This window comes from Enterococcus sp. CSURQ0835, assembly GCF_902706605.1.
Lineage (GTDB): Bacteria > Bacillota > Bacilli > Lactobacillales > Enterococcaceae > Enterococcus_A.
The window spans coordinates 1-17,127 of sequence record NZ_CACSLH010000048.1 but is presented as its reverse complement, the minus strand read 5'-3'; the positions used below and the strand labels follow the sequence as shown (position 1 = coordinate 17,127).

18 protein-coding genes and 1 pseudogene are annotated in these 17,127 nt (G+C 39.5%); 14 read left to right on the top strand and 5 right to left on the bottom strand.

From position 1 onward, the window contains the following. Nucleotides 1-271: 271 nt before the first annotated feature. The 4 genes from GVJ38_RS13475 to GVJ38_RS13460 all read left to right on the top strand — a co-directional run bounded on the left by GVJ38_RS13475 (nucleotide 272) and on the right by GVJ38_RS13460 (nucleotide 5,271). The gene (locus GVJ38_RS13475; protein WP_327785604.1) at nucleotides 272-514 is read left to right on the top strand and encodes a serine hydrolase; all 243 of its coding nucleotides are present in this window, start codon (nucleotides 272-274) and stop codon (nucleotides 512-514) included. An 833-nt stretch (nucleotides 515-1,347) separates the two neighbouring features. After that, nucleotides 1,348-2,541: a glycine C-acetyltransferase gene (locus tag GVJ38_RS13470; protein WP_159723721.1), complete on the top strand. Its 1,194-nt coding sequence runs from the start codon at nucleotides 1,348-1,350 to the stop codon at nucleotides 2,539-2,541. Nucleotides 2,542-2,682: 141 nt separating this feature from the next. Continuing rightward, nucleotides 2,683-3,669: an NAD-dependent epimerase/dehydratase family protein gene (locus tag GVJ38_RS13465; protein ID WP_159723720.1), complete on the top strand. Its 987-nt coding sequence runs from the start codon at nucleotides 2,683-2,685 to the stop codon at nucleotides 3,667-3,669. A 255-nt stretch (nucleotides 3,670-3,924) separates the two neighbouring features. Further along, nucleotides 3,925-5,271, top strand: a complete 1,347-nt coding sequence (locus tag GVJ38_RS13460) for an APC family permease (protein ID WP_159723719.1) — start codon at nucleotides 3,925-3,927, stop codon at nucleotides 5,269-5,271. A gap of 51 nt (nucleotides 5,272-5,322) precedes the next feature. Here the strand turns inward: GVJ38_RS13460 and GVJ38_RS13455 are convergent, their stop codons facing one another. Continuing rightward, a complete protein-coding gene (locus GVJ38_RS13455) occupies nucleotides 5,323-5,757 on the bottom strand; it encodes an acyl-CoA thioesterase (protein WP_159723718.1) in 435 nt (144 codons plus the stop codon). A gap of 2 nt (nucleotides 5,758-5,759) precedes the next feature. Beyond that, on the bottom strand, nucleotides 5,760-6,596 hold the full coding sequence (locus tag GVJ38_RS13450; protein ID WP_159723717.1) for an NAD(P)H-hydrate dehydratase: 837 nt from the start codon (nucleotides 6,594-6,596) through the stop codon (nucleotides 5,760-5,762). A gap of 126 nt (nucleotides 6,597-6,722) precedes the next feature. Here GVJ38_RS13450 and pepV point away from each other — a divergent pair, with 126 nt between their 5' ends. Continuing rightward, the gene (gene pepV, locus GVJ38_RS13445; protein ID WP_442896071.1) at nucleotides 6,723-8,138 is read left to right on the top strand and encodes a dipeptidase PepV; all 1,416 of its coding nucleotides are present in this window, start codon (nucleotides 6,723-6,725) and stop codon (nucleotides 8,136-8,138) included. Nucleotides 8,139-8,232: 94 nt separating this feature from the next. On the opposite strand, the gene GVJ38_RS13440 is transcribed toward pepV, so the two are convergent. Then, nucleotides 8,233-8,592 carry a PepSY domain-containing protein gene (locus GVJ38_RS13440; protein WP_159723715.1) on the bottom strand — a complete coding sequence of 120 codons (360 nt, stop codon included), beginning with the start codon at nucleotides 8,590-8,592 and terminating at the stop codon, nucleotides 8,233-8,235. Nucleotides 8,593-8,729: 137 nt separating this feature from the next. On the opposite strand from GVJ38_RS13440, the gene GVJ38_RS13435 reads away from it, so the two are divergent. The 3 genes from GVJ38_RS13435 to ytpR all read left to right on the top strand — a co-directional run bounded on the left by GVJ38_RS13435 (nucleotide 8,730) and on the right by ytpR (nucleotide 10,242). Beyond that, entirely contained in the window at nucleotides 8,730-9,047 is a 318-nt protein-coding gene (locus GVJ38_RS13435) for a thioredoxin family protein (protein WP_159723714.1), read from the top strand. A 9-nt stretch (nucleotides 9,048-9,056) separates the two neighbouring features. Next, complete coding sequence (locus GVJ38_RS13430; RefSeq protein WP_159723713.1) at nucleotides 9,057-9,539, top strand: universal stress protein; 483 nt, start codon at nucleotides 9,057-9,059, stop codon at nucleotides 9,537-9,539. Between the two features lie 91 nt (nucleotides 9,540-9,630). After that, entirely contained in the window at nucleotides 9,631-10,242 is a 612-nt protein-coding gene (ytpR, locus tag GVJ38_RS13425) for a YtpR family tRNA-binding protein (RefSeq protein WP_159723712.1), read from the top strand. A 127-nt stretch (nucleotides 10,243-10,369) separates the two neighbouring features. Here the strand turns inward: ytpR and GVJ38_RS13420 are convergent, their stop codons facing one another. Then, nucleotides 10,370-11,707: a S1C family serine protease gene (locus GVJ38_RS13420; RefSeq protein ID WP_159723711.1), complete on the bottom strand. Its 1,338-nt coding sequence runs from the start codon at nucleotides 11,705-11,707 to the stop codon at nucleotides 10,370-10,372. 335 nt (nucleotides 11,708-12,042) lie between these two features. Between GVJ38_RS13420 and rlmH the strand changes: the two genes are divergently transcribed. The 6 genes from rlmH (at nucleotide 12,043) to GVJ38_RS13390 (ending at nucleotide 17,020) form a co-directional block, all read left to right on the top strand. Further along, on the top strand, nucleotides 12,043-12,522 hold the full coding sequence (gene rlmH / locus GVJ38_RS13415) for a 23S rRNA (pseudouridine(1915)-N(3))-methyltransferase RlmH (RefSeq protein ID WP_159723710.1): 480 nt from the start codon (nucleotides 12,043-12,045) through the stop codon (nucleotides 12,520-12,522). A gap of 108 nt (nucleotides 12,523-12,630) precedes the next feature. Next, nucleotides 12,631-13,110 carry an SRPBCC family protein gene (locus tag GVJ38_RS13410; protein WP_159723709.1) on the top strand — a complete coding sequence of 160 codons (480 nt, stop codon included), beginning with the start codon at nucleotides 12,631-12,633 and terminating at the stop codon, nucleotides 13,108-13,110. A 365-nt stretch (nucleotides 13,111-13,475) separates the two neighbouring features. Beyond that, nucleotides 13,476-14,357 (top strand): AraC family transcriptional regulator, encoded by an 882-nt coding sequence (locus GVJ38_RS13405; RefSeq protein ID WP_159723708.1) that lies wholly within the window; start codon nucleotides 13,476-13,478, stop codon nucleotides 14,355-14,357. A gap of 163 nt (nucleotides 14,358-14,520) precedes the next feature. Further along, nucleotides 14,521-15,594: a Gfo/Idh/MocA family protein gene (locus tag GVJ38_RS13400; protein WP_159723707.1), complete on the top strand. Its 1,074-nt coding sequence runs from the start codon at nucleotides 14,521-14,523 to the stop codon at nucleotides 15,592-15,594. A 16-nt stretch (nucleotides 15,595-15,610) separates the two neighbouring features. Continuing rightward, complete coding sequence (locus GVJ38_RS13395; RefSeq protein ID WP_159723706.1) at nucleotides 15,611-16,579, top strand: sugar phosphate isomerase/epimerase family protein; 969 nt, start codon at nucleotides 15,611-15,613, stop codon at nucleotides 16,577-16,579. 27 nt (nucleotides 16,580-16,606) lie between these two features. Continuing rightward, entirely contained in the window at nucleotides 16,607-17,020 is a 414-nt protein-coding gene (locus tag GVJ38_RS13390; protein WP_159723705.1) for a Gfo/Idh/MocA family protein, read from the top strand. On the opposite strand, the pseudogene GVJ38_RS13385 reads toward GVJ38_RS13390, so the two are convergent. After that, nucleotides 17,012-17,127: pseudogene (locus GVJ38_RS13385) on the bottom strand (IS30 family transposase); the annotation flags it as partial. The gene GVJ38_RS13390 and the pseudogene GVJ38_RS13385 overlap by 9 nt on opposite strands.

The window sequence follows — 17,127 nt, the reverse complement described above, 5'->3', positions numbered from 1 at the left end:
ACCATCTAACGGATGTTTTGACATCATCGCTCTCATTCCTTTCAATAGCATTGAATTCGTTTTCAATTCTATTATAAAAGAAAAGACTGTAAACATCATCCAAAAAGGGACTTTGTCTACAGTCTGTCCACTCAGCTAAACTGAGTGGTTTTTTTTTGCTAAAATGAGCTAGACTTGTAGTTTTTACTTTATTTTTACTGCAACTAAGCTCTTACTCAGATTATTGGCTGAATGGATCTACTAACAACAAGCTCAACCGGTATATGGGAAAATAATTATGTTATTGAGTGGACAGCAAGTCAAAACTAAAATTCCGAATAAATTACCAGCAGAAGTCCTGTCGGCAAATAAAACTGGAGAGTTGGCAGAAGTCGAAAATGATATCAGGCTAGTCTTTGCACCGGCGGATCCATTTGCTATCGTCGTTTTAACGGACGGAATTGAAACGGCTAGTAAGGTTCAATCAGCGATTGGGGATTTTGCCTTGGCAGCTTATCAACAAAGCAACGGTTGACAATAATCGTTATAATAATTTGAAAAACAGTTATTGAACTTGAAAGATTCTTTTTTAAGGAAGCTTTCAAGTTTTTTATCTGCTGATTAGGAGGTAGGTTTAAGTGTAATTTGTCACACAATTGAAAAAAGTCAATCAAAACCAATCAAGAATGCTAAAAATTTGCTTCTTTATGCTAAAAAAAAATAAGAAAAGCAAAAAAATAGTTTGATTTGAACGAATTGCGATTTAATTTGTCTTGCATTTATTTTTATGTAACGTTTTTATGAGCTTTTTATGAGATTTTATTAATCTGATCTAGATCGTTCAGTCTTTAAGAAAAAGAAAATAATTTTTAGCTTCTTGGGATCAATTCGTAAGATTCAGAAAATTACCTGTGAAGAAGCACACGAGAAAAAACTAAGTAATTCGTCTTAAAGTAAAGACTACTTTTGGGAAATATGAACGATTTTCGTTTTATAACAGCGGTTTAGCATTCAGCTCGCTTGAAAATTTTCGCGATTCCTTGTGAATAAAATCGCTTACAAAAAAGGATTGACTAATTTTTTTGGTTATGATTTGAATTAAATTTATTTGATGAATCCTTTAACTACAAGGCTTTAGAAGCTTGAGTTCATTAAAATTTTTGGGTTATTTATTATAATTTATAAATTTGGCAGGTTATTATTTGTAAACGGTGTCAGCCAAATGTATACTACGAAATGTAGACAAGCGAAGGAACGTGAAAAGAAAAGGTTACTCATTGAATGTTTTTTTATTTATCATTCATTGGCGAATGCGTTTTCTAGCGAGCTAGTCGACTAAAAAAAGTTTTACGGAGGAGAGATTGAACAATGAGTTCAAAAGTACTTGATCAATTTTTAGAAACTGGTTTAGAAGACTTGAAAGCAAAAGGTTTGTTCAGCACAATCGATACACTTGAAGGCGGGAACGGACCAGTCATCACTGTAAATGACAAAAAAATGATCAACTTAGCATCAAACAACTATCTAGGATTTGCGACTCGTCCTGAATTGATCGAAGCTGATGTTGAAGCAACGAAACATTATGGTGCTGGTGCCGGCGCTGTTCGGACGATCAACGGGACATTAGACATCCATATTAAATTAGAAGAAAAAATCGCTGAATTCAAAGGAACTGAAGCAGCAATTGCTTTCCAATCTGGTTTTAACTGTAACATGGGTGCGATCTCAGCTGTTATGAAAAAAGGCGATGCAATTTTATCAGATGAATTGAACCATGCGTCAATCATCGACGGTTGCCGTCTATCTGGTGCTAAGATCATCCGAATCAAACACCAAGATATGGCTGATCTTGAAGAAAAAGCAAAAGCAGCGACTGAAAGCGGCGAATACAACAAAGTAATGTACATCACTGACGGCGTCTTCTCAATGGATGGCGATATTGCGAAAATCCCTGAAATCGTTGAAATTTGTGAAAAATACAATATCATCACTTACGTCGACGATGCGCATGGAACTGGCGTTATGGGTAAAGGTGCTGGGACTGTTAAACAATTCGGCATGCAAGACCATATTGATTTCCAAATGGGTACTTTATCAAAAGGTATCGGGGTTGTCGGCGGTTATGTCGCTGGTTCAAAAGAATTGATCACTTGGTTGAAATCTCAAGCACGTCCATTCTTATTCTCGACTTCATTGACACCAGGTGCTGCGGGCGCTTGTATCAAAGCAATCGAATTAATTCAAGAACATCCTGAATATGTTGAAAAACTTTGGGATAATGCCAACTACTTCAAACAAGAGTTGAAACGCATCGGTTACGATATTGGACATGCTGAAACACCAATCACACCAGTTATCGTTGGCGACGAAAGATTAGCACAAGAATTCTCTAAAAAGTTACTAGAAAATGGCGTTTACGTAAAACCAATCGTTTACCCAACTGTCCCACTAGGAACTGGACGGGTTCGTAACATGCCAAATGCCGGCCATACAAAAGAAATGTTAGACGATGCAATTAAAGTCTACGAAAAAGTCGGGAAAGAATTAGGTATCATCAAATAAGCCAAGCTCTTTTTAATGCTTGGGTTAAAATAGCTAGCTGTTCCACTTCCAAGTTTTTTGGAAGTGGAATAAGTTTGGCTTGGTATTGAGTATCAGTAAAATTTTTGAAAAAAATGATTACATTAAAAGGAGATCTCAATTATGAAAAAAGTATTGATCACAGGCTCACTAGGACAAATTGGTTCAGAATTAACAGAAAGACTTCGTAAAGATCTTGGTGTGGAGAACGTTATCTCAACTGATATCCGCACGATCGAAGGTAGTCCAGTTGTAGAAGGCGGCCAATTTGAAGAACTAGATGTAACTGATCATGATGCGTTTTTAGCAATGGCTAAAAAATATGATGTCGACACGATCGTTCACTTGGCAGCGTTACTTTCAGCCACAGCTGAAAAACGCCCAGCTTTCGCTTGGGGCTTGAACATGGGCGGTTTGATGAACGCTTTGGAAGTTGCCCGTGAAATCGGACCAAACACGACTTTCTTCGCACCATCTTCAATCGCAGCTTATGGTCCAGATGCACAACCAGATAAAACACCACAAGACACTGTGATGCACCCAACAACTATGTATGGAGTAACAAAAGTAGCCGGTGAATTATTAGAAAACTACTACCACACTAAATATGGCGTTGATTCTCGCTCGGTTCGTTTCCCAGGCTTGATTTCTTACAAAGTTGAACCAGGTGGCGGTACGACTGACTATGCCGTTGATATTTACTATGAAGCATTAAAAAATAAATCTTACACATCATTCATCGATAAGGGAACTTACATGGACATGATGTACATGGACGATGCCATTGATGGAATCGTTGATCTATTGAATGCTGATGGGGATAAATTGATCCACCGTAATTCATTCAACATTACGGCAATGTCATTTGAACCAGAAGAAATCGCTGCTTCAATCAAGAAATTCATTCCTGACTTTGAAATGAAATATGATGTCGATCCAGTTCGTCAAGGAATCGCAAATTCTTGGCCTAACTCAATCGATGATAGCGATGCTCGTAAAGAATGGGGCTTCAAGCCAAACTATGACTTAGATAAAATGACTGAAAAAATGTTAAAAGAATTATCTAAGAAATTCAAAGCTGAAGGAATCGAAACAAAAGTTTCATTCTAAAGCTAATTGAAAATTAAAAAACGAGGATTTGATGAGGAAAAGGTAAATGTTAAATATAACATTCACCTTTTCCTTCTCTCGTGTTAGAATAATCACAGGTCACCAAACTCGCTTTCTAAAATATATTTCAATCTATTGGTATTATTATCGTTTATTTGGGAGAGATTGTGAAAGTCTGGGAGGAGACACGAAAAATAATGAAGAAGTGAACATGAGAAATTTCTGTGCTTGCTTCGTTTCAAAGGAGGAAAAAAAATGGATTCAAACGAGAAAAAAGTAGTTCAAGCTCAAGGTGAACTACAGCGTACTATGACGTTCTTCCCAGCTTTGTCTACCGTAATGGGAACTGTAATCGGGGCCGGCGTATTCTTTAAAGCAGCCAGCGTTGCAGCGGTAACCGGTTCAACAAGTCTGCATATGTTATCTTGGTTCTTAGGCGGATTGATCAGTGTCTGTGCTGGTTTGACAGGGGCGGAACTTGCTGCTGCGATCCCAGAGACTGGTGGGATGTTACGTTATATCGAACGTGCATATGGTGAATTTTGGAGTTTCTTATTAGGTTGGGCGCAAGTAATCATTTATTTCCCAGCCAATGTAGCCGCTTTATCAATTATTTTCGGACAACAGTTCAAGAACTTATTCGGTTTATCAAGTGGGACAGTGGTTCCAATCGCTATCGTAGCCGCATTAACGATCATGTTGATCAACTTCTTAGGTTCAAAGGCCAGTGGGATTTTCCAATCGATCACGTTGGTTTGTAAATTAGTTCCATTAGCTTTGATCGTAATTTTCGGTTTATTGCGTCAAGGGGATGTTGCAGTTAGCTTGTTCCCAGTTCAAGCAGGCCCGTCAGTTGGTGGCTTTGCTCCTGCATTAGGTGCCGGCTTGTTAGCAACGATGTTTGCTTATGATGGCTGGATCCACGTTGGGAATATCGCGGGTGAATTGAAAAATCCAGCGCGCGACCTACCACGGGCGATTGCAGGTGGGATCTTAGGGATCATGGTCGTTTACTTACTTGTCCAATTTGCTTTCTTAAAGACATTGCCAATGTCACAATTAGCGGGTAATGACAATGCAGCAATGGAAGTAGCTCAAAAGATTTTTGGTGGTATGGGTGGTAAATTAGTTACGATCGGGATCTTGATCTCTGTATACGGAACGATCAATGGGTATACCATGACCGGGATGCGTTTACCATATTCAATGGGTGTGGAAAAACAATTACCATTCTCAGATAAGTTAGCTTCATTGAACAAAAACAAAGTGCCTTATATCGCTGGGATCTTAGAATTAGTGATCGCGATCATCATGATGATGGTCGGTGGATTCGATATGTTGACAGATATGTTGATCTTTGTTATTTGGATCTTCTACACATTAGTCTTTATCGCCGTAATCAAATTACGGAAAACTGAACCTGATATGCCTCGGCCTTACAAAGTGCCACTTTATCCAATCATTCCAATTATCGCCATTATTGGTGGGTTGTTCATCTTAGTGATGACATTGATCAATCAGTTCTCACTTGCAATGGTGGGGATCGTCTTGACTTTGATCGGGATTCCGTTTTATATGTATTCGAAAAAGAAAAATGCATAGATAGAATGAAAAAGCCAGCTAAGCTCAAGCTTAGCTGGTTTTTTGTGCGGGTCACTTATTTAGTTGCAATGCCGTATAATCACTGAAAAGCTGATGGAGTTCAGGATTGGCTTTTTTTAACTGGACGAGCCGGTTACGAGCACTGGACATAAAACAATGTTCACTGCTTCCAATCGTGACAAGTTGTTTTTTTTGATTGTAGATTTCATAATCAAAATCTAAACGCGTTCCAGTATACCGTTTAATCAAAGGCATAATCGTAAGCTGATCACCAAAACGCACCATTTCTTTATACTGACAGCTGACACTTAAGACTGGGACCATCAAACCATCTGCTTCGATTTTTTCGAAAGGATAATCTAAATGCCGCAACAGATCGACTCGGGCTTCTTCAAACCAGCGAATGTAATTGGAATGGTGGATGATCCCCATCTTATCGGTTTCATAATAAAATGGTTCGCGAGTATAGCCAGAATAAAGTTGCATAGTTAGACCTCACTTTGAAATTTTTTTAAATATTGGGGCAGCTGCTGACTGATCTTAGTCGGCAAGACGACGTAATCAGTTTGAGCTAGTGCATCGCCGATCAAACTATGAAGATAGACTGCAGCCGCGATCGTCGTGTTGCTTTTTTTGAATTGTGCTAAAAAGCCGGTGATTAATCCAGCTAATGTATCGCCCGTTCCACCTGTTGCCATCGCCGCATTGCCGAGGGGATTTCTACAACTGGTCTGATCAGGGAAATACAGTTCAGTGCGATGACTTTTCAAAACGATCGTCGCTTGTAATCTCTGTTGAGCTGCTTGATTTTTTGTGGGAGTTTGTTGGTTGATCATAATTTTTGAGAGCCGCTCCCATTCCATTTGGTGGGGCGTGAAAACGACGTGCGCGGGAAAATTAAGGATTAAATTTTCTTGAGCGAACAGCGTGATTGCTGAACCATCGATCACGAGCCACTGTTCAGCTGTTTGCTGAGCTAAGACGCGCTTTAATAAATTTAAAATTTGATCTTCAAGGCCGAGTCCCGGTCCAATCAAAATTACCTCAGCGCTACGTAAGACTTCTTTTTGTAATGCTTCGTCTGTCAAGGAAACGACCATCGCTTCTGGCAGCCGCGTGTGAAGCGGTGCGTGATTTTTCTCGGCGGTGATCACAGTGGTCAGACCGGCACCGCTTTTGACACATGCTTCGGCACTCATGATGATCGCGCCGCCAAATTGTTCATTGCCACCGATCAAAACCGCGCGGCCAAAGGTACCTTTATGCGAATTTTCGGGTCGAATCCGGATCGTTTTTTGTAAAACTGTTTCGGTTAAATTTTCCATTTTATCACCTGCTTTGTTTCTATTATATAGAAAAACTTTTCTTTCCTCAAAAGGAGGCTTTTGTTTCTCATTTTTTGAATGAAATGCTATCATAAAATTGGTTATTCTAAAGGAGGAATGCTTGTTATGACAGATTGGAAAAAAGAAGTTGACGCACGTAAAGATGATCTCTTAAAAGATTTATTTGATCTTTTAAAGATCCAAAGTGAACGCGATGACAGCAAAGCGACCAAAGACGCGCCATTTGGTCCAGGACCAAAAGAAGCCTTGGAAAAAATGTTGGCAATCGCTGAACGTGATGGTTTCACGACTAAAAATGTCGATAATTACGCTGGGAATATCGATTATGGTGATGGGGACGAAACACTGGGGATCTTCGCTCACTTAGACGTCGTACCTGCAGGTGATGGCTGGGATACAGATCCTTACGAGCCTGTAATCAAAGATGGTAAGCTATATGCTCGTGGCTCAAGTGATGACAAAGGCCCGACTATGGCGGCGTATTATGCTGTGAAGATCATCAAAGAGTTAGGATTACCTGTTTCGAAAAAAATCCGTTTGATCGTCGGGACCGATGAAGAAAGTGGTTGGGGCGATATGGATTATTATTTTGAGCATGAGCCAAAACCTGACTTTGGTTTTTCACCAGATGCGTATTTCCCAATCATCAATGGTGAAAAAGGGAATGTCACGATGACACCGCACTTTGAAGGGACCAATGGCGGCAGTTATACTTTAGAAAATTTTGCAGCCGGCTTACGAGAAAACATGGTGCCAGGCAATGCTAAGGCAACTGTCAAAGCACCGGATGAAGCAGCTGCTAAAAAATTAGCGGATGACTTTGCAGCGTATATTGAAAAAAATCCAGTCAAAGGTAAAGCGAGCGTTTCTGGAGCTGAGGTCAGCTTTGATTTAGATGGGAAAGCTGCTCATGGTGCCAGCCCACAATTAGGGACCAATGCTGGAACTTTCTTAGCCGTCTTTTTAGAAAATTACGATTTCGGTGAAGGTGCTAAAGCTTTCTTGACCGCTGCTGCAAAATATATCCATGAAGATGCGTATGGTGAAAAATTAGGCGTTGCTTTCAAAGATGAAAAAATGGGCGAAGTCACGATGAACGCGGGCTTATTTAACTTTACAGCCGATGATAAAGATGCGGACAACCGTATCACATTGAATTTCCGCTATCCAAAAGGGATCACAGCGGATGAGATCGAACAAAAATTAAACGATTTATTAGCCAAAGCGGGCACGACGATCACACGTGGTGCACATCACATGCTACCTCACTATGTACCAAAAGCTGATCCATTAGTTGCGACTTTACTTGATGTTTATGAAGAACATACCGGTGAAAAAGGCGACGAAATGATCATCGGTGGCGGAACATTTGGTCGTTTGTTAGAACGTGGGGTCGCATTTGGTGCTCAATTCCCAGGCTTTGAAGATACGATGCACCAAGCAAATGAATACATGAAAGTCGATGATATCTTAAATTCAGCTGTCATCTATGCAGATGCGATTTATCGGTTAGTGAAATAAGAATCAGCGTCTAAAAACCATTGTGTAGCTAGTTGCGACTTAAAATCAAAAGCGAGCACGATGATCCGTTGCGTAACGGAATCGCGCTCGCTTTTTATTCAAATGTGTAGGGGTTATTAGCATCGTGAGTGTAGCGTTCAATTGCTAAGATCGCGCCAGTTTTTGCATCAGCAATGAACTCATAAGAAGCTAACTGTCCGTCTTCGATTCGCGTGATCCCACCTTCTACCGTATCTGTTTTGATGGCAAATTTCTGGACCGGCTTTGTTTCAAATGAGATCCACGAGCCTTCGATCGGTCCTTCTTTTAAAAAGGAACGTTTGACTTTTTTTAAAATATCATCTGGTGAGAGCTGACGGTGTGCTTGATAGAACAAACTGCCAACTGCACCGCCTAAGATCCCAACGACTGCCCCTAACAACAAACCTTGTGCGAACTCTTCTCTTTCTTCCATTTATCCTCACTCCTTAAGGTTTCATTTGTGATAATTGTACCACAAAGCGCGAATTTAGTTGCTGATAGCCTTTCTTTCTCAAAATAAAAAGAAACGTGTATAATTAAATTAATGAAACAAGAAGGCAGGGAGTAAAAATGATCATTCCAAAAAATATTGAAGAATTAGCTGATTACGTCGACCATGGCAACAACGTATTTTTCTTTACCGCTGATTGGTGTGGCGATTGCCGTTATATCAAACCCGCTTTACCGGAGATCGAAGCCGCATTTCCGCAATACCAATTTATTGAAGTTGATCGAGACAAGTATTTAGATGTGGTGGCAGAATGGAATATTTTTGGGATCCCTAGCTTTGTCGTTGTAAAAGATGGGGAAGAACAAGGACGGCTCGTCAATAAAAATCGCAAGACGAAAGCTGAGATCAGTGAATTTTTGGAAAAAGTGGAAGGGTAGGGATTGTAGATGTTTACGCAAACGTATAAAAGTATTTTAGTGGGAACAGATGGTAGTGAACAAGCGATGGAAGCGTTCAAAAAAGCGTTAGCGGTCGCTAAACGTAATAACGGGACGGTTTATGTCGCAAATGTCATTGACCAACAGATGTACACTTTTATGGGCTATTCACCGCTCAATGAAAATATCGTTGACCAACAAACAGAAGATGCTAAAAAATTGATCGAAGAATGTAAACAATATGGCCGCCAATTTGGCTATGAAAAAATCGAAGGAATCATTGCGTATGGCTCAGCCAAGGAAGCCATGGCACGGACATTACCGAAAAAATATAAGATCAATCTCGTGATGGTGGGTCAATCAGGTCTTAATGCGGTCGAACGCTTTATGACAGGTAGTGTGGCAAGTTATATCATCAAAGAAGCTTTGTGCGATGTGTTGATCGTCCATCCAAGCAAAGATGGTCAAGCTGGCCAGTTACCAAAGAACTAAAGCGTCTTGTTTAAAAATTAATGAAATCTCATGCAGGACCAGCAGAATTTTGATAAGATACGAGAGGATTTTATAAGGAGGTTAGTTGAGCATGATTTTTGCTTATAATAAACAAAATCTCGGTGACACGCTGTTAGTGATCGTCGCGAATGATGAACAGCAAGCCAACCAAATTGAAAAAAAAGGTTCGATCGCTCGTGTAAAAACTCCTGCTGGCCAAACCGTCGCTTGGAATTTTTTCAATGTTTCTGATTATTTACCTCTTACAGGAAATGGTCAGATCGAATTGAACCAAAAAGATGTCGAAGTGTTAAACCAGCAATTGGAAAAAGTGGGCTTTGAAGAACGATTAGACTTTGATGCTGAACCAAAATTTGTTATTGGCTATGTGAAAACGTGTGTCCCACACCCAGATTCAGATCATTTATCGATCACTGAAGTCGAGATTGATCGTGGGAAAACGTTGCAGATCGTTTGTGGCGCGCCTAATATCGCAGCTGGCCAAAAAGTCGTGGTAGCTAAGCCGGGTGCCATGATGCCAGATGGTACGATGATCTGGCCGGGTAAGTTACGCGGTGTGGAAAGTTTTGGGATGATCTGTTCAGCAAAAGAGTTACACTTGCCAGATGCGCCTGAAAAAAGAGGCATTTTAGTACTAGCAGAAGATAGTGAAGTCGGTGCGGCTTTCACTCCAGGAAAATAAGTCAAAAAAGCGTCCGTTTAGTAATAGCACATTTACGTGCAGTGGCTAAATGAGCGCTTTTTTTATTTCTTATAAAAAGGAGTGAGACCTCCATCAGGCCACACTCCTAAATAAAATTTATGAACGACTAATTACCAAACGGGTTGCTTTGCTCTTCACTTTTTTGTTCTTGCTGCTGGCTATTAGAATTAGTTAGCGAATTTGCATCAATGGATAGTTGGATATCAGCAGTTTTCTTTTTACCATCGCGATAATACGTCAACGTTACCGTATCCCCTACACTGTGTTTGTAGAGTTGTGATTGCAATTGTACGCCGCTTGAAACATTGGTGTTATCGATTTTTGTGATGACATCGTATTGTTTCAAGCCAGCTTTTTCAGCTGGTGTGTTGCTTTGGACTTTCGCGATCACCACACCATTTGTGACGGAGCTTGGAACCTTTGCGATTTGTTTTTGTTGATCCGCTGACAAAGCAGACAGATCCACCATTGAAATTCCTAAAGCGGGACGTGTAACTTTCCCATCTTTTTCGAGTTTGTTGATGATGTTGACTACATCATTACTTGGAATTGCAAATCCGATCCCTTCGACACTAACGTTTGATTCCGTTTGAACGATCTTACTGGAGTTGATCCCTACGACTTGGCCATCGATATTTACTAAAGGGCCACCGGAATTTCCGGGATTGATCGCAGCATCCGTTTGAATCGCATTGATATTGACCGTTTGACCAGCATCATTTTGATTGACGACTTGACGATTCAAGGATGAAATGATCCCTGAGGTAACAGAGTTTGCATATTGAGAACCTAGTGGAGAACCTAATGCGATTGCAGGTTCACCGACTTTTAATTTGGTAGAATCGCCAAATGTTGCCGGTGTGATATCTGCAACTTTTTCCGAGTCAACTTTCAAAACAGCCAAGTCAGTGTATGAATCGGTTCCGACTAATGAAGCTTTGACTTTTGTCCCATCTTTTAACAATACTTCCAGGCCATTTTGGCTTTCGACTACGTGATTGTTCGTTACAATGTAAGCTGTGTTTCCTTCACGTTTGTAAATCACACCAGAGCCTTCAGAAGCTTCGATCAGATCTTCTTCACTTTGACTGGAATCTTTTTTACTACTGCTACCACTTCCGTTGCCAAAAATATCGGACCACTCACCTAAACCGCCACTTTGCTGCTGCTTTTGCAAGTTGATCACTGAGACGACTGCTCCTTGAACTTTATCCACGGCATCGGTGATATCAGACTCCGTATTGACTTTCACATTGCTGACTTTCGTATTGCCAGCTGATGGTGAACCACTGGCATTATCACTCGTGTTGGGCGCAAGATTTGAGCCGTTGGCGATATAAAAGATTCCCAATGTCAACAACGCCCCAACGACACCACCGACTAATCCAACACCAAACCGTTTAAAAAAGCCTTGTTTTTTCGGCGTATCATTTTTTCTTTCCATATGTTTTCCCTCCAACTTAAAACTACGTTATATTAAGTATAGTATTTTTCGTTAAGAATAGTCTACTATGGTGGTTTGATTTTTTTATGAAGAAGATTAGCAATTATTTTTCTGACTGTTTAAGAAAAGCTAATGCTTATCCACAAGAAAAGTGGATAACTGCCGAAAAAAGCGGGAAAACTATTTCTCCACAGTAATGTGGAGAAAGTGGATAAATAGGATGAAAACAGACGTTTGGAGCAAAAATGTTGTTAAAACAAGCAATGATTCATAAAAATCTGTGGATAAACCTGTGATTAATGTGGATAAAAAAGTGGAAAAAGGAGTAATGAATCATGAACATCAAAATCGTCACGGTCGGAAAGCTCAAAGAAAAATATTTAAAACAAGGGATTGCGGAGTATACGAAACGCCTATCAAAGTATGCTAAAGTCACTTTAGTCGAAGTAGCTGATGAGAAAGCTCCAGAAAAATTAAGCGCTGCCGAGATGGAACAAGTCAAACAAAAAGAAGGGGAACGCATTTTAGCTAAGATCAAAGATGGTGAGTATGTCGTCGCACTAGCGATTGAAGGAAAGAATCCTAGCAGTGAAGCATTTGCGCAGCAACTAGATCGTTTGCAAACGACAGGTCATAGCCAATTTGTGTTTGTTATCGGCGGTTCACTGGGTTTGAGTGCGACTGTTTTGCGCCGGAGTAATGATGCAATCTCATTTGGGAAAATGACTTATCCTCATCAATTGATGCGTTTGATTTTAGTTGAGCAGATCTATCGAGCGATGCGGATCAATCATCATGAACCGTATCATAAATAATGTGATTAGTTGCATCTTTTCGGATTAAAAGCTATTCTGTTGAGAGTTATCTAAATGAAAAAGTACGGCTGTTAATAATAGTAGCTACTGAATAAGGTGATTATCAAGATGATAAAAAAGAATGAATCTGAAAGTCAAAAATTTAATATCCCCATTAACAATGATGCACCCGTCACAGCGCACGCAAAAATTCAAATTAATTCTGAGTTGGAAAAAGTTAGCCAAACATTAGCTGATCTAGCGGAATGGACTAATTGGCGAAGGAAAATAGATTATGTAAAGGTAATCAATAATACGAGTGAAGTAAAAGTTGGAACCGAATTTGTTTGGAAATCTGGTGGGTTGAAGTACAAATCTAAAGTGTATACATTTTCTGAGAATGAATTTGGCTGGACCGGAAAAACGCTAGGCGCATTTGCGGTTCATAATTGGTGTCTGAAAAGCTTGGGTTCTAAAACAGAAGTCGAAGTATGGGAAAGCTTAACGGGAATCGCAATCAAATTAATGAAGAAAAATATGGAGCGCTCACTTCCAAAGATGATGGAAAATGATTTAGCAGATTTAAAAGCAGCCTGCGAAAAAAATTAGTTTGAGTTATAGACAAAGGTTTGATAGCAATTTAAACGAATCGACGTACTTAGATTAAACTAAAACGCCCAGTAACTTTTTAATTTCAGCATAGACTGGAAAGCCGAAGAGAGGAAAATATTTTCTGAACGAAAAGAGAAATCAGGAAGTGACACTCAGAAATAAATTTTTCAGAATTCAGGAATGCTTTTTCTCTAGGAAATAGTCAAAAACAGTATCGTTTTAACTGTCGCAATTTGACGTAATTTATGCAGAAACAAATTTCTTATGAGATACAATAGAATTGTAATAGTTAGCGGCTTGCCATCTCTAAATTGGGAGGATATTATAAAGATAAATCGTTTTCTATAGAATTGGAGATCGTCATGAGTTATTACTTAGAAATGCCCAAATTCAATCAATCATTTGCTTTTCGGACACTTCTAAATGATGGGATGACTATTGTTTATCCTCACTTTCATAAGGAAGTAGAGATTATTTATGCATTACGTGGTTGTGTCAATATCGGAGTTAAAGAAAATATTTTAGCCTTAAAAGAAGGTGAAAGTTATATTTTCCCAAGTGGGGAGCCGCATTACTTCTTAGCTTCCCCCGACAGTGAAAGGTATGTTTTTCAATTTGATCTGAAAATTTTTGACAAATGGCCAGTCGATAATGGACAACAGCGGTTGGTGGAATTATTTGAGAGTTGTGAACCTCATAGTCGAATCTGGCCTGCGAATTTACAAAAGGATTTTAATCAGTTATTGATTCTTTTATATGAAGCTTCTCAAAAATCCAACCCAGGAAATTTCTTTCAAGTGGTGGGGTATCTCAATTTACTAATAAGCAAGATATATTTGGAGCTACCTCAAAAAAAATCATTGAAACCAACCTTAAGACCAGCAGAAATGAAGTATAAAGAGACACTTGATTTGCTAAATACGATTTTTGATTATATTGAAAATCACTATGACCAGCCATTAACATTGGAGCAGATTGCTTCAAAAGTAGGTTTCAGCCCGCATTATTTTTCTAAGTTTTTCAAAAAAAATACGGGACAGACTTTTATGCAGTTTCTGACTGAATATCGAATCAAACAAGCGAAGTTTATTCTTTCCACGGAAAAATTACCAATGACTGAAGTAGCAGAAAGGGCAGGTTTTTTATGTGTAAAGACCTTTCATCATGTGTTTAAAAGTGAAGTAGGAATCTCACCTTTGAAATATCAAAAAAGCATTCAGCGAGAAATAGCAAAAAAAGACTGATGAAGTTCAACAAATGTTGTTCTCATCAGTCTTTTTTGAAGATTTTTTTACTAGTTTAAGAAATTGAGAACAAAATTCGGGATAAATTCAGAACGATGTGGGAAGAAAGATGGCTGAGTGATTTATATAATTGGCGTATTAAAAGTGTATTGGAGGCCAATAAATGGTTTTAAAAATTGGAATTATTGGATGTGGAGGAATCGCTAATGGCAAGCATCTCCCTGCTCTTGTGCAAGTTGAAGGAGTAGAGTTGTGTGCATTTTGTGATGTTATCAGTGATAGAGCCGAAAGAGCGTTTCGTGATTTTGGAACAGCAAATTCGAGAGTATTTACTGATTATCAAGAAATGCTCAACAAAGAAGAGCTAGATGTCGTACATGTGTGTACACCGAACATCTCCCATGCGGAAATCTCTATTGCCGCGATGAAGGCAGGATGTCACGTAATGTGTGAAAAACCAATGGCAAAGACATCTCAGGAAGCACAAGCGATGATCCATACAAGCAAAGTTACAGGAAAAAAGCTGACGATTGGTTACCAAAACCGTTTCCGTGCAGATTCACGATATTTACACAAAGTCTGTCATGACGGTGATTTAGGAGAGATTTACTTTGGAAAAGCTCACGCTGTTCGTCGGCGCGCAGTACCAACTTGGGGTGTGTTTCTAGATGAAGAAGCCCAAGGTGGTGGTGCACTGATTGACATCGGGACCCACGCGCTTGATTTGACACTTTGGATGATGAACAATTATCGACCAAAATATGTGGTAGGAAAAGCATATCACCAGCTGTCAACGACTGAGGGGGCGGCAAATGCTTGGGGACCTTGGGAGCCAGAAAAATTTAAAGTTGAAGATTCTGCTTTTGGCTTTGTCATGATGGAAAATGGCACAGGCATTTTTTTGGAATCTAGCTGGGCATTAAATAGCTTAGAGATCAAAGAAGCAAAGACCTCACTTTATGGAAGCAAAGGTGGTGCGGATATGAATGATGGTCTGACTATTAATGGTGAAGAGCAGGGTCTACTTTATCAAAAGAAAATCGAGCTGCAAACAGGCGGCGTTGATTTTTATGACGGAAGGAATGAAGATCCAGCTTTAGAAGAAGCAAAATTTTGGATCGAGTCAATCGTCAATGATACCGAGCCATTAGTCAAACCAGAAGAAGCATTAGTAGTCACTCAAATTTTGGAAGCAATTTATGAGTCTTCTAACTCAGGGAAACCAGTATTCTTATAAAAAGGAGCATAACAAAATGAAATTAGGCATTTTTACCCCTTTGTATAATGATTTAAGCTTTGAAGAAATGATCACTGTTGTAGCAAAAAAAGGTTTGCAGGCTGTTGAAATAGGGACAGGTGGTTCTCCTGGAAAGGCACATTTGGAGATTGATAAATTGTTGGCATCTAGTGAAGAACGTAAAGAATATCAAAATAAATTAACAGATAAAGGCTTGGAAATCTCTGCGTTGAGTTGTCATCATAATCCGATTTCTCCAGTTAAACAGCTTGCTAAAGAAGCAGATGAACTACTAAGAAAGACGATAGAACTGGCTAGCTTGATGAATGTTCCTGTTGTGAATGGATTTTCGGGAGTCAGTGGTGGAAATGCTTCAGACACACAAGTAAATTGGCCAATCCTACCTTGGCCGACCGAATATCGCGATAACTATGAGTATCAATGGGAGAAAAAACTGATTCCTTACTGGAAAGATGTTCACTATACTGCGGAGGCTGCAGGAGTGAAGATTGGAATTGAGTTGCATGGAGGATTTTTAGCACATACACCATATACAATGTTGAAATTACGGGAGGCTACAGGCAAAACAATCGGCTGCAATTTAGATCCGAGTCATTTATGGTGGCAAGGAATTGATCCTGTGGCTGCCATTAAGATCTTAGGTTCTGAAAAGGCTATCCATCATTTTCACGCAAAAGACACTTATTTGGATCAAGATAATATCAACATGTATGGATTAACAGATATGCAACCTTATGAAAATGTCAAAACGCGCTCTTGGAACTTTCGCACAGTGGGCTATGGTCATAGTTTAGAAGTCTGGTCAGATATGATCTCAGCGCTAAGGACCTATGGATACGATCATGTTCTTAGTATTGAACATGAAGACCCTCTGATGTCTATAGATGAAGGACTGAGTCGTGCAGTAAAAAACTTGAGTTCAGTCATGATCAAGGAACGCCCTGCTTCTATGTGGTGGACCTAATTAAGAGCAAAAGAGGTAGCGGTGCGTATGAAAAAATTGATAATTGCTGTGATTGGCTATGGAGGCATGGGATCTCACCATGTGCATCATCTATTAGCTCAGTCAGAAAGATATCAGCTAGCTGGAATTGTTGACATTTCACCAAAACGACAACATGTAGCAAAAAAATGCGGGTTGCGAGTTTATGAAAATCAAGCCGCGCTACTTGCAGATGTTCAAGTAGATGTCGTTTTAGTGGCGACTCCCAACGACTCCCATAAAACCATTGCTATTGCCGCGATGAAGGCTGGAAAACATGTGATTTGTGAAAAGCCTGCTACTATTACAGCAGAAGATTTGAACGAAATAGTGGCGGTAGCTAAACGAACAAAACGTTACTTTATCGTACATCAAAATCGAAGATGGGACCCTGATTTTTTGATTTCTGATTTGTCAAATTAAGCTAGACAATATATCTTTATCTATGCATCTCAAAAATACTTCCAATGGTGTTCGGTAATTTAGTGATTTTCTTGGAATATGGTTTCTTTTTGAAGCAACGGATTGAA

What these genes read in the sequence shown, in the direction of transcription:
- GVJ38_RS13390 (WP_159723705.1), top strand. Translation starts at nt 16,607, where the DNA reads ATGAAAAAATTGATAATTGCTGTGATTGGCTATGGAGGCATGGGATCT.
- pepV (WP_442896071.1), top strand. Translation starts at nt 6,723, where the DNA reads ATGACAGATTGGAAAAAAGAAGTTGACGCACGTAAAGATGATCTCTTA.
- GVJ38_RS13395 (WP_159723706.1), top strand. Translation starts at nt 15,611, where the DNA reads ATGAAATTAGGCATTTTTACCCCTTTGTATAATGATTTAAGCTTTGAA.
- GVJ38_RS13410 (WP_159723709.1), top strand. Translation starts at nt 12,631, where the DNA reads ATGATAAAAAAGAATGAATCTGAAAGTCAAAAATTTAATATCCCCATT.
- GVJ38_RS13440 (WP_159723715.1), bottom strand. Translation starts at nt 8,592, where the DNA reads ATGGAAGAAAGAGAAGAGTTCGCACAAGGTTTGTTGTTAGGGGCAGTC.
- GVJ38_RS13400 (WP_159723707.1), top strand. Translation starts at nt 14,521, where the DNA reads ATGGTTTTAAAAATTGGAATTATTGGATGTGGAGGAATCGCTAATGGC.
- GVJ38_RS13470 (WP_159723721.1), top strand. Translation starts at nt 1,348, where the DNA reads ATGAGTTCAAAAGTACTTGATCAATTTTTAGAAACTGGTTTAGAAGAC.
- GVJ38_RS13420 (WP_159723711.1), bottom strand. Translation starts at nt 11,707, where the DNA reads ATGGAAAGAAAAAATGATACGCCGAAAAAACAAGGCTTTTTTAAACGG.
- GVJ38_RS13460 (WP_159723719.1), top strand. Translation starts at nt 3,925, where the DNA reads ATGGATTCAAACGAGAAAAAAGTAGTTCAAGCTCAAGGTGAACTACAG.
- GVJ38_RS13405 (WP_159723708.1), top strand. Translation starts at nt 13,476, where the DNA reads ATGAGTTATTACTTAGAAATGCCCAAATTCAATCAATCATTTGCTTTT.
- GVJ38_RS13455 (WP_159723718.1), bottom strand. Translation starts at nt 5,757, where the DNA reads ATGCAACTTTATTCTGGCTATACTCGCGAACCATTTTATTATGAAACC.
- rlmH (WP_159723710.1), top strand. Translation starts at nt 12,043, where the DNA reads ATGAACATCAAAATCGTCACGGTCGGAAAGCTCAAAGAAAAATATTTA.
- GVJ38_RS13450 (WP_159723717.1), bottom strand. Translation starts at nt 6,596, where the DNA reads ATGGAAAATTTAACCGAAACAGTTTTACAAAAAACGATCCGGATTCGA.
- GVJ38_RS13435 (WP_159723714.1), top strand. Translation starts at nt 8,730, where the DNA reads ATGATCATTCCAAAAAATATTGAAGAATTAGCTGATTACGTCGACCAT.
- GVJ38_RS13465 (WP_159723720.1), top strand. Translation starts at nt 2,683, where the DNA reads ATGAAAAAAGTATTGATCACAGGCTCACTAGGACAAATTGGTTCAGAA.
- ytpR (WP_159723712.1), top strand. Translation starts at nt 9,631, where the DNA reads ATGATTTTTGCTTATAATAAACAAAATCTCGGTGACACGCTGTTAGTG.
- GVJ38_RS13430 (WP_159723713.1), top strand. Translation starts at nt 9,057, where the DNA reads ATGTTTACGCAAACGTATAAAAGTATTTTAGTGGGAACAGATGGTAGT.